Origin of the sequence: Litoribacillus peritrichatus (assembly GCF_039537985.1) — a bacterium.
Taxonomy (GTDB): Bacteria; Pseudomonadota; Gammaproteobacteria; order Pseudomonadales; family Litoribrevibacteraceae; genus Litoribacillus; species Litoribacillus peritrichatus.
The window spans coordinates 73,222-86,172 of sequence record NZ_BAABBN010000012.1 but is presented as its reverse complement, the minus strand read 5'-3'; the positions used below and the strand labels follow the sequence as shown (position 1 = coordinate 86,172).

The window sequence follows — 12,951 nt, the reverse complement described above, 5'->3', positions numbered from 1 at the left end:
GTTTATGTTTTTAAATGCTAAAAGCAAATTTCCATAAATTGATAGTGATCCAAACAGGAGACATCTGCGTATTAGGTAAATTATTTAACTTCGTGAGGCTGATAATGATGAATTGTGATGTGGCGGTTATCGGGGCTGGATTAAGTGGTTTGGTCGCAGCAAAGCGCCTGCAAGATGAAGGCTTGCGTGTTGCCTGTTTTGAAAAAGCCCGTGGCAGCGGCGGACGTTTGTCTTCAAAACGGTTAGTAACCGAGCAGGGGCTAAACATCAGTTTTGACTTGGGGTGCTCGGCTGTTACTGCAACAACGGACGTGTTCAAAAAGCAACTTGAGACTTGGGCTGAAGATCACGTTGTAAGCCCTTGGCTCTCTGTGGGGGAGGCTTTACCGCAATACGTTGGGGTTCCGAGAAACTCGAGCATCACCCGAAACCTGGTTGATCAGCTTAATGTTTCATTTGGTGTTAAGGTCACTCGTGTTAGTCGAGAGGGGGATCGTTGGGTTTGTTATCAAAATATGGGTGATGAGCTTGTGCCCGTCAGTTCATCTAAGTATTTAATTATTTCAGCACCGCCAGAACAAACATTCGACTTATTGCCAATAGATAACTCTCTGCGCTCGCTGGTCAGTAAATCACGGTCATTACCTCAGTGGGTTTTGATGATAGCAACGGATACCTCCAGAGGCGATAAATTCAGATCATTATCTCCAATGTCTTTTCCTTCTTCCGTTTCAGGAATGTCTTTGGAAAGCAGTAAGCCGAACCGCGAAACACCGGAGCATATCAATGTCTGGCAGGTGCAAGCGTCTACAGATTGGTCTCGACAACGAACAGACTGGCTTCCGGATGCAGTTGCAAAATCTTTGATTGCTGATTTGGAAACTACCATAGGGGAGTCGGTTCATGTGATTGCAACTTATGTTCACCGCTGGCTTTACTCTGTCCATCGAGAGGTAAATCAAGCGTCAGAGCAAGGTTATCTTTGGGGGGATGATGGCATAGGACTGTGTGGCGATTATCTGGCGATGGGCCTGAGCGAGTTCGGTCTTGAGGCGGCCTATTTAAGTGGATCTAAACTTGGGGAGAAACTTTGTTCATTGTGATCCGTTGTTTATTTTTATTCGTATAAATTGATACGTTGCGGATATTGAAAAATTAGAAAGTCACAAAATAAGTGAGCACAACGAATAATAGGGCAGATAGCAGCATGACAGTAATGGTATGGTTTAAACGTGATTTAAGGGTCTATGATAATCCGGCTCTGACGGAAGCCATGAAAGAAGGGCCTGTGATTGCTGTATATGTGCTGTCACATGAACAGTGGGACAAACACGATGTTTCTCCGGCGCAGCGGGCATTGATTGTAGGTCAGCTACATTCATTGGAAAAGAAGCTGGCTGAGCTTAATGTTCCGTTACTTGTGAAGGTGGGGGATTGTTTTGATTCTGTTCCGGGCACACTTGCCCGTTTAATCAAAGAATACAGTGTTACTTCGCTGTACTTTAATCGCGAATATGAAGTGAATGAACGGCGTTGTGAGAGTGCGGTTGAGCAATCAGTAAAACTGCTGGGAGCAGAGGTGTTCGCCTTTCATGATGCATGCATGGTTGTGCCAGGCAGTGTGCTTTCTCTGAAAGGTGAACCTTACAAGGTGTTTTCTGCATTTAAGAAAGCATTTATTGCCGGGTACGGTTTCAAGGCCAGGCCGGTTGCTTACTTTCCAGGCTCTCAGCCTGTTATTGATGTTTCCTCTGATTTAACCGAATTACAATGCATTGGTTATGACTCTGAATGGTTGCAACAATGGCCGGCAGGGGAAGCAGAAGCGCATGATCGGCTTGAACGTTTCATGGACGTTGCGAGCAGAGATTATAAAGCCACGAGGGATATTCCCGGAGTACCGGGAACCAGCCAGTTATCACCTTACCTGGCCGTTGGAGCTTTATCCACGACTCAGTGTATGACAACGGCATTGATGGCCAATGAAGGTTTACTGGATGGGGGAAATGAAGGCATTGCATGCTGGATTAATGAATTAATCTGGAGAGAGTTTTATCGCCATGTGTTATTTCATAACCCTGAAGTATCCATGAATCAACCTCTTAAAAAAGAAACAGATTTATTGCCTTGGCGTAATGATCAGGCAGACTTTCAGCGCTGGTGCGATGGAAATACCGGCTTCCCTATCATCGACGCCGCTATGAAACAGCTGGTCACCACAGGCTGGATGCATAACCGGTTGAGAATGATTACCGCGATGTTTCTGACCAAAAACTTGTTCATTGATTGGCGCTTGGGCGAGCAATTTTTTATGCGCCACCTAGTGGATGGCGATTTGGCTTCAAATAATGGCGGTTGGCAGTGGTGTGCGTCCACGGGCGTTGATGCGGCGCCGTATTTCAGAATCTTTAATCCTGTCAGCCAATCAAAACGGTTTGATCCCGATGGAACTTTCATTCGAAAATTTCTTCCGCAGTTGGCCTCATTGAATGCTAAGGATATTCATCAACCTAGTCTTGCTCAGGCAAAAAAGCTGAATTATCCGGAACCCATGGTAAATTTATCTGAGTCTGCTGGTCGCACCAAGCTGTTGTTTAAAAATTTAACGCAGCCAACTGTGCCTGATGAGGTGAGAGTGGGGTGACCAATTTTGATGATGAAGTTCAGAGACAGATGGGCAATTTGGAGTGAATTAATCAAGGCCAATCAACCGGGTGTCTACCGTTTGGCAAAAAAAACCTCTCCTAAGTCACACTCTGATCGAAACGTTTCGAATTTACTACCTTTGTTCGATTCAAACTTTCTTAATCAAATGAGAGTCTGCGTCCCTCATAAAATTTGACGTGAAAATGTTACTGAAGGAGTTTGTTTTGAAGGCGTTATGGTTGAACCTTTATAAGGGGCCATGTTGTTTAGCTCTCTTTGGATTACTGTTTATCTTTGTCTCGGGTTCTGTGGTTCCAGTGGTTCTCGAGGATGTTTTTTCACTGTTTGTTTTGGTGGAGGCATCGAAAGAGTTTGGTCCGTTGATTGGGGCTTTGTTGTATTTTTTAGCTGTGGCCTGGGGCGGCTATAACTATTTTCGGTATTGGAAATGGCGACAAGGCAAGGGGGATACATGCAGGACTTGCGGAATGCTAGCAGAGCAAAAGCGTAATAAAAGAGGTGTGTACTATCAGTGCCTTTCTTGCGGTAATCATCAGTTTTTTTGAAAAGGCCAGCGTGTGGCTGGCCTCTTATTCACTGAGCTTAGGTGTAGTAGCTCAGGCTTGTATCAGGCTAATACAATCTTAATTGCTTCACCGTCAAATTCGATGGTGTCGCCTGAAACAATTTTCTTGCGTTTGCGGGTTTCAATCTCCCCATTCACCTGGACTAGCCCTTGATCGATGACCAGCTTAGCTTCACCACCACTGTCGACCATATCTTCAAATTTTAAAACTTTATAAAGCTCCACCGGCTCTTTAGTGATAATGACTTCTCGCATAATAAGGCTCACTTAGATGATTTTGCGACATTTCATAGTAACGGGCGCTAATAAGCAAGCTAATTCGTCGGGATGTTTTCTTTATGACTTAAAAGTGCATCCACTTGATTAGGTTGGTTTTGAATTTGTTTCAGGGCCTGTTTGTATTTACTTTTGAGATGAGGTTTAAGGTACGCTGTGGCCTCAGCGATGGGGATGTTCTTGAGATGGCAGAACAAAGCTAATGCAAACAGAACTTCGTATTCAGATAAAGTTGCCTGACGATTTGCTTGTGGGTTATAGCAACTGCCACAGCCGCCGCGAAATGTATAAGCCGAATTGGCGAACATGACACCGAACCCCATAAAAATGGCCAACAGTTCAGTACCTTCAGCAAAATAATCCTGGCCGCCAGGGGGTAAAACTCGGGATTGCACAACAAGGTGCTGGGCCATCAAATGAGCAAAGCTGGATGACAAGTCTTCAGGCTTCAAGGTTTGTTGCGGATTATAGCTCAACTTAATGGTTTGGTCAGTAATGAGTGCTGGAAGGGTCGACTTTCCTGAGTGTCTTTCCAACTTCTCAAGGGTCATAGGGTGCACTGGCTGGTTTATAAACTGCTCTGGCGGTTCAAGGTGAAGAGGCCAATGTGCCAGACCCGCATGGCGTTGAGTGTGTTTAAAAATATTCTCTGCTTTTGAATGGACGCTGTTCACGCCGCCAGGAAAAAACTGATTGGTCGGCTGGACCAGTTTGGCTCGCTCGAAGAACTCAATAGAATCAAATTGCGTCAAAGCCCAGTCGAATGCCTGGTAAATCCAGTCGGCGCTGTCAGGGCTTATGAGTGGTTGTGGTTTGATGGCATGAATGATTTTTTTAAACATACGAAATATCAGACGTTTTGCGGTGAAAATAGCCTTAAGATTAAGTCATTTGAGTGATTTTGAATATCAATAATTTTTAATGAGGCATTTTGTTTTATAATTTGGAAAAATGATCAAAGACTAGGAAAACTATGAGTATTCAAGAAATTTCGGTTTCAAACAATCAAAAGAAAGCGTTGCTAAAAGCCATTAAAAACGAAGAGGTTCTATTTCAGGACGACAATGGGGATGTGGTGGTCAGCGTTCAGGCCTACGCTGACTTTAAACAGGATAAAGACCCAGCGCCGATCGAAGAAATCATTGAGAATGTGGCTTTAGATTTTTCGGCTGAATACTTTATTTTTAGCTAGGTATAACTTTCCGTTAGCAAAAATATTCAGTTAGAAAAACCGTAAAACTGAATTTGAAGCAAGAACATGCAATTTTTCATTTTAGGTGAACGCAGTGCATGTTCTTGTTAAATCTAAGAACAGATCAGTCGTAATAGGCGTCCGTCAGTGCTTCAATGTTGACGTCGGTTACATTAGCCTGAGCGGCTAACCAATCTGTCAGAGCACTTTTATCTTCTTCCGTGGCCGAACCATAACGCTTCGCGGAACTTACATAGCCTTCAAAAGTCCCTTCGTTGCCACCGCCTCCAATTTGAAGGTTACGTGACTCCACTAAATCCAGCAGGCCATCAAAAAACTGATCCAGCTCTTGTTCGTTATTTGTGTTTACGGAACAGCTGAAGCCAAACCCTTTGACGGCAAATTCATCGACAAACAGTTTCTTTCGTAAACGTCTGCTTCGCTTTGGTGTTTGTGTCATGTGTTTCTCTTTAATTGTTTGTTGGTCTGATGTTAATGAGAAGGCATCAGAGGGTTGCAGTTTTTAATCGTTACCTTACCTTGGAGCAGGTTACCTTTCGAATATTCTCTGAAGTGGCAGGTATTCGTTTTAGGGTCATAGTTTTCAATCCATAGATTATCGTCTTTCCAGGTGGCTCCTAAATGACGTTGACCTTCCGGTACAGACAGTGTCATTACGCCGCCCCAGCGTTTAACGAATAACTGTTGGAAATGGAAAAAGTAGGCTGCCCAGCCAACAAATATCACCACTAAAGCAGCAATAATAGCGGCCTTCCATTGGTGGCCCTTATTGCCCAAAAAGAACAGTGCGGCCAAAGCAACCGCAATAACAACGGACCAATAAAAGTAGGTAATCATGGTGTCTCCTTTTTATGTCAGCGTGTTCAGTAATTTTTTAATGTCTTGCTGAAGACCTGCATCGCCTATCTTTTTTGCACTCTCGTCTGCATATTTTGCGGATCGCAATGCTTTTACCGTTCTGCCTTCCTGCTGGTGAATAATAGCAATGGCGTAGCTGATGGACGCAATGAAATCATTGGATTTGATTTCTTCTGCATAACCGAGCGCTTTCTCATAAATAGGAAGTGCTTCTTCTGTGTCATCGCAAAAGTCTGCCAGTGTTTCCCACTGAACAGGGTGATTCTTCACAGAATCATGCTCGTTTTCATCACATAGGGTTTTAAGTTCTGTGTAATATTCATCGAACTTTGCTTGATTGCCTTTTTCAGCGGCTTTCATCAGCTCAGTGGCCAGTGTGTGTACTTTTTTATAAAGCTTGGTATTCATAGAACCCTTATTTTTTAGAAAACTGCAAAAAGTAAGTAATTACAGGATTATAGCCGCTCATGTGCGCATTTATATAGGGATTAGTTTTTGAACATGATTTAGAATTCGCGAGCTTGATGATGAATAATAAATTTTTACACGCCCAGGAAGAATAATGGGCAAAACCCTGAATTCAGAAAATAAGGAGATTGTGTCGTATGAAGAAATTAAAGTTAGCGCTGATATCATCCATGTTTATGGGACTGGTCGGTTGCTCTGGCGGTGTTGATATCACAGCCAGCAGCACGGCAGAAGAAATATATAATGCGTCGTGTGCGAGCTGTCATGGAGGCGGCCTAAAGGGCTGGATGACTGGCGCTCCTGAAGTCGGAGACGTAGAGACCTGGAAGCCATTACAAGCAAAAGGCGTGGAGGCCATGACCTTGTTCAGCATCAAAGGTGTGAACAAAATGCCAGCGCGCGGTGGCTGTAAAACGTGTACAGATGAACAGATCAAAGCAACTGTTGAGTACATGGCTGAGAACAGTAAATAACAAGGCTTTGATTTTACGAGTTTATTAATTTCGCTCAAAGTATTGCCCAGGCGTCTTTCCTAATGCTCTTTTAAACATGCTAATGAAGGCGCTTTGGCTGTCATACCCCAGATCCTGGGCAATATTGGTGATGGAATCGTTTTGTGCGATTCGAGTGATGGCCGCCAGTAATCTTGCTTGTTGTCGCCATTGACCGAATGTCAGGTTCGTTTCTTGTTTGAATTTTCTTGCCAGTGTTCTAGGACTTAACCCTAAGGCGCTTCCCCAGTCTTCCATTGTTCGTTTGTCCGCTGGGCAGAGTTGTAACGCTTCGGTGATGAGCAGTAATTTCTGATCGTTGGGTTGCGGAAGGTACAAAGGAACTTCGGGCGTTGTTTGTAGTTCATCAAGAAATACGTCAACCAATCTACCTTCTGGCCCGCTCTCATCATAATAGGTCTTGAAGGTTGCCATCTTTATAATCAGCTCCCGGAGCAATGGCGTAATCGTCACGACTTGGCAGTTGGTCGGCAGGGCTTTGCAAATGTCCGCCGATAAATAAACATTGTGAAGCTGTACGGGGTTGATGGTCAGGGCATCATGCTCAATAAACGGAGGAATCCAAACGGCTCTTTGCGGTGGAACAATCCAGTGGCCGTTGTCCTTTGCTGAGACTTGAATTAACCCTTTTGTAATAAACAGCAGTTGCCCCCGGTCATGGCTATGAAAGGGGGCATACATTCCTGTTTGGTGTTGATCTGAATGAATCACAAAACGACGGGGCAGGTCATCCGGTGCGTTAATTGTTTCGCCATTCAGCGTCAGCCAGTGTTTCGGAATCCTATTGCGGACTTTTACCTGCTTGCCATGCAGTGTCCGTTTCTCGATATTTATTGTCATATAACTCTGTATACGTCATTTCTCATAATATTTAAAGTCTCAGTCTGATCGTTCGATCATAGATAAACGCATAGGGAAGGTATTATGAGAAGGTTTCAACGACCTGAGATTCTATTATTTGTGATGGCCGCTGCCATGCCGATTTCATTTGGTGTGTGGCAAGCTTTGCTGAATAACTTTGCCATTGAAAGAGCTGCATTTACGGGGGTCGAAATAGGCATATTACAATCTTTGCGTGAAATTCCCGGTTTTCTGGCGTTTGGGGCTGTGTTGTTATTGATATTCCTCAAAGAACAAACCGTTGCATTGTGCTCTTTGTTGATTACGGGCATCGGCACGGCAGTTACTGGTTTTTTTCCTACCGAAGTTGGCCTTTATTGCACCACAGTGCTGATGTCCATCGGGTTTCATTATTATGAGACGATCAATCAATCTTTATCGCTTCAATGGTTTAAAAAAGAAGAAGCAGCGCATCAAATGGGGCGGCTGATGGCCGTTGGTTCATTCTCTGGGTTAATTGCGTTTGGTTTAGTCTGGCTGACGCTGGATATTCTGAATGTTGAGATGGAAGCGGTTTACCTGATCGGCGGGGGCGTGACAGTGGTTTTAGCCATTTTCTGCTGGGTCTTCTTTCCTCATTTCCCGCAAAAAGTGGAACAACACAAGAAATTGATCGTTCGTAAGCGGTATTGGTTGTACTACGCCCTGACCTTTATGGGGGGAGCAAGACGGCAGATTTTCGTGGTGTTTGCGGGTTTTCTGATGGTAGAAAAGTTTGGATTTTCTGCGGCAGAAGTGTCCATTATGTTTTTGGCCAACGGGCTTCTGAATATGCTTTTTGCGCCTAAAATTGGCAAGTTAATCGGAGTATGGGGGGAGCGTAGAGCATTGACGGTTGAATACGTTGGTTTGATTGCAGTGTTTGTTGCCTATGCGTTTGTAACCTCGCCTTGGGTGGCTGTGGCTTTATACATTATTGATCATTTGTTGTTTTCAATGGCGATCGCTCAGAAAACGTATTTTCAAAAAATAGCCAATCCCAAAGACATTGCGCCCACTGCCGGCGTCGCCTTTTCTATTAATCACATCGCAGCGGTTGTTTTACCTGCGGCTTATGGGTTGCTCTGGTTGGTTTCGCCCGCAGCGGTGTTTTTAACCGGGGCAGTGATGGCGGGTGTATCGTTGTTGTTGGCTCGATTGGTGCCGGTACAACCCGAAAAAGGCAATGAAGTGGTGTGGTTTGCTAACCGGGCGACGGCAACTTAGTGGGTGCTGAGTTATTCATTACTTTTCTTGTTCGATGGGCAATAAAACCTCAACTTTGTCACCAACCTGAAATCGCCCGGACTTGATGATCCGGGCGCATAAACCTCCGTGGCCTAGCATGGCTGCAACCCCGCCTTTTCCTAATGCTTGTTCCATTCTGGAGCAAGGGTGGCAAAGGGCGGTTGCTTCAAATATTGCTTCACCAATCTGAAAGGTTTGATGTCGAATGGCTGTCAGGTTTAATCCTTTGACTACCAGGTTCCTACGAAGTACTTCCGGGCTAATTTGTTCTCTGTGTGTGAAGTGCTCGATTTGCTGAATGTATTCTTCTGAAATGATTGTAACTTGCCTGGCAGAACCAGGGGTCTTTTCACAGCGGTGATCGCCTTCCAGTCCCAGCCCCTCAATAGCATTGGCAGCTTTTACAGGAATCATGTCGTGTTTTCTTTTTGGACGAAGACCGATCCAGGTTAGTGTGCCAGGAGCAATGTCTTTGATGAAACGACCAAACAAATTTTTCTGTGATTTCATGTGTAATCTCTACCGGTTAGTCAAGATATTTGTCCGTACTTTCTTACACCGTTGTAAGTGAATCGACATTAAAACTGGAAAAAGTCGAAGGTATAATGCTCACGACTTAGAAGTGTTCTGTTGAAAGCATAGTTGATGGGCAGCCAGTCATTGAGTAGGTAGGCAGTAGCTGACTGCATAGTGATTGAATACGCAGCTGTTGAATATACAGCCATTGAATACATTGAAAAGGCTCATGCAATCAAGCCATAAAAAGATTTTATGGCTCATTGAGTACCAATATCCAAGGATAAGGAGTAACTATCATGATTGAGAAAGATCTTGTTGGTTCAAATTTTTTAATTCCCCGTGAAAATCTAAAAATTGACGTGGGTTACATTAGCCGGGATGAGTATTGTAATGCCCTCAAACGTGGTGCTGTGATCGGGGTGTATAACGCCCAAGGCAAGTTCATCGAAGACAAGCAGTTGACTGTTAAATACGCCGAAATCATCCCTGAAATCGCAGAAGCACTGACAAAAGACCCAAGAAGCACGGATTACCGACGTTTTAAATTAGCGGCGCTTGAGAAAGGCAACTTGTTGCTCAGGTTGGAGTGGGAAATTGCCAAGGCAATGGAAACCAATAATATTTCTCTGGAACTTGGGCGCTTGATGAGGAACTACATGGGCTTTACGACATTGTTAGTGGATATGGGCGGCCCGAGTTATGAAGTGGTAACGGCCGATTCTGTGGATACAACAATAGAAATGATCAAGTTGGATGAATATGAGACGGCCGTATAATTAAAAGTTATAGTCTTATATCTTTTTGTTGACTTGGCCGCCAAATGGATTAAGATACGCGCCATTCTTCACAGGCCATTGCCGCATTACCCAATTAAGGAGGTACATCATGTTGTATATAAATTTTGTTTCATCTCCTTGCAGATTGGGTTAATTCTATTTTGATTGATCGTTATTAACATCATTTTTGTTAATACGATCTGTCTCTTGTATTTCGATTCATTACTCCCAGTCTGCCTTTATAAATAATTATCTGGTAGATATTTTTATGGGCAATTCCATACAGTTCTTGAGTGAACATACACGCCTTATTGCGTCCGATGAAAACTGGATCGAAGGCGAAGCAATACAACAATTAACTCATGTAGCAACCTTAAAGGGCATGGCTCAAGTGGTCGGTTTACCCGATTTACATCCCGGCAGGGGTTATCCCATCGGGGCTGCGTGTTTTAGTAACAACATGATTTATCCTGCGTTAGTGGGTAATGACATCGGCTGCGGTATGTCGTTGGTACGAACGGATCTTTTAACGCGTAAAGTAAAGCTTGATAAGCTGGAGAATAAACTAAGAACCAGTGCTTTTTCGGATCAACTATTTTGGTCAGACCATGGCTTGAGCCTGTTGCAACAAGCATTAGCAACGGATGGTTTATCTACGAATCCAGATCATTCGGATCAGACAGAACGTGATTTTATTAAGAGCATTGGCACGATCGGTGGCGGAAACCATTTTGCTGAGTTTCAGAAAATCTCAAAAGTCGTGGATCAGAGTCGGTTTGATGCCTTAGGGCTCGATTCTGCTCAACTCTATTTATTGGTACACAGTGGCTCACGCGGTTTGGGTGAGTCCATCCTTCGTCAGCATGTCGATCAATTTGGTCATCAGGGTCTTGCTGCTGATTCCGAAGAAGCTCAGGCGTATATGAGAAAGCATGACTTTGCATTACGCTGGGCTGAAGTGAACCGCTCGATCATTGCGGCTCGAATGCTGAGTGCGCTGAATCGTAAGCTTGTTGACCTGGACAATCGGTCATCCGATGTGGTGTTGGATGTTAATCATAATCTGGTATCTCAAGGCTCGTTTGCGGGTGATCGTGGCTGGATTCATCGCAAAGGTGCGACGCCCGCTGACCAAGGGGTTGTAATGATTCCGGGCTCTCGTGGTTCAATCAGTTATTTAGTTCAGCCAAAAGCGTGTGAAGTAAGTTTGTATTCTCTTGCCCACGGCGCCGGAAGGAAATGGGTTCGTACTGAATGTGAAGCCAGGCTTAAATCAAGGTTTACACGCAAGGCGCTTGAACGCACCAAGTTGGGAAGTCGCGTAATATGCGATGATAAAGCATTGTTGTATGAAGAGGCGCCGGAGGCTTATAAGGCCGTGGATGTGGTGGTCAGTGATTTGGTGGAAGCTAACTTAGTGGACGTCATTGCTGAATTTTCACCGGTACTGACATTTAAAACTTTATCCAGCAAAGCGACGGGTTCTAAAAGTGAAGCTAGGACAAAGTCTCCTGGATATGCTCGACGACCAGGAGGTGGCAAATGTTGCTGATTCAATTGTCATCCGGTCAGGGGCCGGAGGAATGCTGTCTCGCTGTCGCGAATGCTTTAAAACTGCTTTTGAAAGAAATGGCTGACGTCGGGCTGGATGCAAATATTCTTGAGTATGAACCTGGCCGTTCTTCCGTAACCTATAAGTCGGTTTTGGTTGCCATTAAACCGCTGGGCACAATGGACGATGCATCTGTTACTGATGACATCAAGTCACGGGTGTATCAACACTGGAATGGTACTTTAAAGTGGGTTTGCAAAAGTCCATATCGTCCGAAACATGGTCGAAAAAATTGGTTTTTGAATGCTTCCGTTTGGGAACCTAAAGCATCTGCCCATCTGGCTTCATCCGATTTTAGGATAAAAACGTGCAGGGCTGGAGGTTCCGGCGGTCAGCATGTAAACACCACTGACAGTGCCGTTCAAATTACACATAAAGCGTCAGGGCTGTCGGTAAAAGTTCAAACGGAGCGGAGTCAGCACCAAAATAAAAAGATAGCTTGGCAACTTATCCGTTATAAATTGGAACAGGAAGCGTTGGCTAAACAACAGCTGGCCAGAGGGGAACTGCGGATGCAGCATCACCAGTTAATCAGAGGGCATGCAGTTCGCACATTTAAAGGAAATAACTTTATCGAAGTATAGGAGGTTTGTTGGGTCAGACAGATAACCGCATCTTTTTATGAAGCGTCTTCATGGCCAGAACCACCCACCAGCTTGCTATTGAAACCAGCAACAGCGCAAGTAAGTTGGTGAGTTGTTCTTTTTTTTGTAGGCCAATCAAATCTTCTTCGAACTGGCCACTGCTGTGGCTTATGAAGAACAAGACCCCAAAATACAGGTAAACAGCGATAATAAATACTAATGGCCCATGAAACATAATATTTATTTCTTGAAAGCGTTTCTTTCAGGATGGCTGAATAAAGCGTAAAAGCAATTAAAAATAGGGCAGATATTTCTCAACTTTAAGAAATGAGAAAAGAATGTAGGTTTTATGCTTTTTTTATCGGAGAAATGTCTTAATTTTCTGTAGAGGTAGGAGGGAAGGCGGCTTTAGTGCAGACGAGATCTACAAACCAATCACCGAGGATTTAATCCGGTGATTTTGCGTGGGCGTGGATAGATTTTTGAGCAGGTTTGAAGAGAGGCTTCAGAGCAAACACAATCCACCAGCAAGCCAAACAGACCATAAACAGAGCTAACAGGTTTAATGCCGCTTCTGACTTGCTCAGGTTTTGCAGTTCGGCGTTGAATTTTCCTGTCGCGGTAGCGAGAAAATAAAGCATTCCAACACTTAAATAAAGAAAGCCACTAAAAACATAAAAATCGGTAGACATAATGCTCATTCTTTTTGACAGGAATATCAGGGTCATTCCTTGACTCATCAACTCAGACTAATATCTTCCTGAGTCACATAGA

General features: G+C 44.1%; 17 protein-coding genes. 8 read left to right on the top strand and 9 right to left on the bottom strand.

The genetic code is table 11. The features are described 5' to 3' along the window. Positions 1-104 precede the first annotated feature (104 nt). Both ABD744_RS16850 and ABD744_RS16845 read left to right on the top strand, forming a co-directional pair. Positions 105-1,103, top strand: coding sequence for an NAD(P)/FAD-dependent oxidoreductase (locus ABD744_RS16850; RefSeq protein WP_344799719.1), 999 nt, complete (start codon positions 105-107; stop codon positions 1,101-1,103). A gap of 104 nt (positions 1,104-1,207) precedes the next feature. Continuing rightward, positions 1,208-2,644: a cryptochrome/photolyase family protein gene (locus ABD744_RS16845; RefSeq protein ID WP_344799718.1), complete on the top strand. Its 1,437-nt coding sequence runs from the start codon at positions 1,208-1,210 to the stop codon at positions 2,642-2,644. A gap of 630 nt (positions 2,645-3,274) precedes the next feature. On the opposite strand, the gene ABD744_RS16840 is transcribed toward ABD744_RS16845, so the two are convergent. Both ABD744_RS16840 and ABD744_RS16835 read right to left on the bottom strand, forming a co-directional pair. Then, complete coding sequence (locus ABD744_RS16840; RefSeq protein WP_344799717.1) at positions 3,275-3,487, bottom strand: RNA-binding S4 domain-containing protein; 213 nt, start codon at positions 3,485-3,487, stop codon at positions 3,275-3,277. Positions 3,488-3,546: 59 nt separating this feature from the next. Continuing rightward, entirely contained in the window at positions 3,547-4,350 is an 804-nt protein-coding gene (locus tag ABD744_RS16835) for a hypothetical protein (RefSeq protein ID WP_344799716.1), read from the bottom strand. Between the two features lie 131 nt (positions 4,351-4,481). On the opposite strand from ABD744_RS16835, the gene ABD744_RS16830 reads away from it, so the two are divergent. Continuing rightward, the gene (locus ABD744_RS16830) at positions 4,482-4,700 is read left to right on the top strand and encodes a hypothetical protein (RefSeq protein WP_344799715.1); all 219 of its coding nucleotides are present in this window, start codon (positions 4,482-4,484) and stop codon (positions 4,698-4,700) included. A gap of 124 nt (positions 4,701-4,824) precedes the next feature. Here ABD744_RS16830 and ABD744_RS16825 read toward each other — a convergent pair whose 3' ends face one another. Genes ABD744_RS16825 through ABD744_RS16815 form a run of 3 tightly spaced genes read right to left on the bottom strand, consistent with a single transcriptional unit; the run spans position 4,825 to position 5,987 of the window. Then, positions 4,825-5,160 (bottom strand): YggL 50S ribosome-binding family protein, encoded by a 336-nt coding sequence (locus ABD744_RS16825; RefSeq protein ID WP_344799714.1) that lies wholly within the window; start codon positions 5,158-5,160, stop codon positions 4,825-4,827. A 32-nt stretch (positions 5,161-5,192) separates the two neighbouring features. Beyond that, complete coding sequence (locus ABD744_RS16820; RefSeq protein ID WP_344799713.1) at positions 5,193-5,558, bottom strand: hypothetical protein; 366 nt, start codon at positions 5,556-5,558, stop codon at positions 5,193-5,195. A 12-nt stretch (positions 5,559-5,570) separates the two neighbouring features. Further along, positions 5,571-5,987, bottom strand: a complete 417-nt coding sequence (locus ABD744_RS16815; protein ID WP_344799712.1) for a tetratricopeptide repeat protein — start codon at positions 5,985-5,987, stop codon at positions 5,571-5,573. A 197-nt stretch (positions 5,988-6,184) separates the two neighbouring features. Here ABD744_RS16815 and ABD744_RS16810 point away from each other — a divergent pair, with 197 nt between their 5' ends. Then, on the top strand, positions 6,185-6,520 hold the full coding sequence (locus ABD744_RS16810; protein WP_344799711.1) for a c-type cytochrome: 336 nt from the start codon (positions 6,185-6,187) through the stop codon (positions 6,518-6,520). Positions 6,521-6,544: 24 nt separating this feature from the next. Here ABD744_RS16810 and ABD744_RS16805 read toward each other — a convergent pair whose 3' ends face one another. After that, positions 6,545-7,399 carry an AraC family transcriptional regulator gene (locus ABD744_RS16805; RefSeq protein WP_344799710.1) on the bottom strand — a complete coding sequence of 285 codons (855 nt, stop codon included), beginning with the start codon at positions 7,397-7,399 and terminating at the stop codon, positions 6,545-6,547. A gap of 84 nt (positions 7,400-7,483) precedes the next feature. Between ABD744_RS16805 and ABD744_RS16800 the strand changes: the two genes are divergently transcribed. Next, entirely contained in the window at positions 7,484-8,665 is a 1,182-nt protein-coding gene (locus tag ABD744_RS16800; RefSeq protein ID WP_344799709.1) for an MFS transporter, read from the top strand. 18 nt (positions 8,666-8,683) lie between these two features. Here ABD744_RS16800 and ABD744_RS16795 read toward each other — a convergent pair whose 3' ends face one another. Further along, a complete protein-coding gene (locus ABD744_RS16795) occupies positions 8,684-9,196 on the bottom strand; it encodes an MOSC domain-containing protein (protein ID WP_344799708.1) in 513 nt (170 codons plus the stop codon). 305 nt (positions 9,197-9,501) lie between these two features. Here ABD744_RS16795 and ABD744_RS16790 point away from each other — a divergent pair, with 305 nt between their 5' ends. The 3 genes from ABD744_RS16790 to prfH all read left to right on the top strand — a co-directional run bounded on the left by ABD744_RS16790 (position 9,502) and on the right by prfH (position 12,177). Further along, complete coding sequence (locus ABD744_RS16790; protein ID WP_344799707.1) at positions 9,502-9,981, top strand: hypothetical protein; 480 nt, start codon at positions 9,502-9,504, stop codon at positions 9,979-9,981. Between the two features lie 268 nt (positions 9,982-10,249). After that, positions 10,250-11,533, top strand: a complete 1,284-nt coding sequence (locus ABD744_RS16785) for an RNA ligase RtcB family protein (RefSeq protein ID WP_344799706.1) — start codon at positions 10,250-10,252, stop codon at positions 11,531-11,533. Then, the gene (gene prfH, locus ABD744_RS16780) at positions 11,524-12,177 is read left to right on the top strand and encodes a peptide chain release factor H (RefSeq protein ID WP_344799705.1); all 654 of its coding nucleotides are present in this window, start codon (positions 11,524-11,526) and stop codon (positions 12,175-12,177) included. The genes ABD744_RS16785 and prfH overlap by 10 nt, the downstream gene beginning before the upstream one ends. A gap of 13 nt (positions 12,178-12,190) precedes the next feature. On the opposite strand, the gene ABD744_RS16775 is transcribed toward prfH, so the two are convergent. Both ABD744_RS16775 and ABD744_RS16770 read right to left on the bottom strand, forming a co-directional pair. Beyond that, on the bottom strand, positions 12,191-12,412 hold the full coding sequence (locus ABD744_RS16775; protein WP_344799704.1) for a hypothetical protein: 222 nt from the start codon (positions 12,410-12,412) through the stop codon (positions 12,191-12,193). Positions 12,413-12,623: 211 nt separating this feature from the next. Then, positions 12,624-12,869, bottom strand: coding sequence for a hypothetical protein (locus ABD744_RS16770; protein ID WP_344799703.1), 246 nt, complete (start codon positions 12,867-12,869; stop codon positions 12,624-12,626). Positions 12,870-12,951 lie beyond the last annotated feature (82 nt).

Excerpts from the sequence above, each read along its gene's own strand:
- ABD744_RS16850 (WP_344799719.1), top strand. The coding sequence starts at position 105 with ATGATGAATTGTGATGTGGCGGTTATCGGGGCTGGATTAAGTGGTTTG.
- ABD744_RS16845 (WP_344799718.1), top strand. The coding sequence starts at position 1,208 with ATGACAGTAATGGTATGGTTTAAACGTGATTTAAGGGTCTATGATAAT.
- ABD744_RS16840 (WP_344799717.1), bottom strand. The coding sequence starts at position 3,487 with ATGCGAGAAGTCATTATCACTAAAGAGCCGGTGGAGCTTTATAAAGTT.
- ABD744_RS16835 (WP_344799716.1), bottom strand. The coding sequence starts at position 4,350 with ATGTTTAAAAAAATCATTCATGCCATCAAACCACAACCACTCATAAGC.
- ABD744_RS16830 (WP_344799715.1), top strand. The coding sequence starts at position 4,482 with ATGAGTATTCAAGAAATTTCGGTTTCAAACAATCAAAAGAAAGCGTTG.
- ABD744_RS16825 (WP_344799714.1), bottom strand. The coding sequence starts at position 5,160 with ATGACACAAACACCAAAGCGAAGCAGACGTTTACGAAAGAAACTGTTT.
- ABD744_RS16820 (WP_344799713.1), bottom strand. The coding sequence starts at position 5,558 with ATGATTACCTACTTTTATTGGTCCGTTGTTATTGCGGTTGCTTTGGCC.
- ABD744_RS16815 (WP_344799712.1), bottom strand. The coding sequence starts at position 5,987 with ATGAATACCAAGCTTTATAAAAAAGTACACACACTGGCCACTGAGCTG.
- ABD744_RS16810 (WP_344799711.1), top strand. The coding sequence starts at position 6,185 with ATGAAGAAATTAAAGTTAGCGCTGATATCATCCATGTTTATGGGACTG.
- ABD744_RS16805 (WP_344799710.1), bottom strand. The coding sequence starts at position 7,399 with ATGACAATAAATATCGAGAAACGGACACTGCATGGCAAGCAGGTAAAA.
- ABD744_RS16800 (WP_344799709.1), top strand. The coding sequence starts at position 7,484 with ATGAGAAGGTTTCAACGACCTGAGATTCTATTATTTGTGATGGCCGCT.
- ABD744_RS16795 (WP_344799708.1), bottom strand. The coding sequence starts at position 9,196 with ATGAAATCACAGAAAAATTTGTTTGGTCGTTTCATCAAAGACATTGCT.
- ABD744_RS16790 (WP_344799707.1), top strand. The coding sequence starts at position 9,502 with ATGATTGAGAAAGATCTTGTTGGTTCAAATTTTTTAATTCCCCGTGAA.
- ABD744_RS16785 (WP_344799706.1), top strand. The coding sequence starts at position 10,250 with ATGGGCAATTCCATACAGTTCTTGAGTGAACATACACGCCTTATTGCG.
- prfH (WP_344799705.1), top strand. The coding sequence starts at position 11,524 with ATGTTGCTGATTCAATTGTCATCCGGTCAGGGGCCGGAGGAATGCTGT.
- ABD744_RS16775 (WP_344799704.1), bottom strand. The coding sequence starts at position 12,412 with ATGTTTCATGGGCCATTAGTATTTATTATCGCTGTTTACCTGTATTTT.
- ABD744_RS16770 (WP_344799703.1), bottom strand. The coding sequence starts at position 12,869 with ATGTCTACCGATTTTTATGTTTTTAGTGGCTTTCTTTATTTAAGTGTT.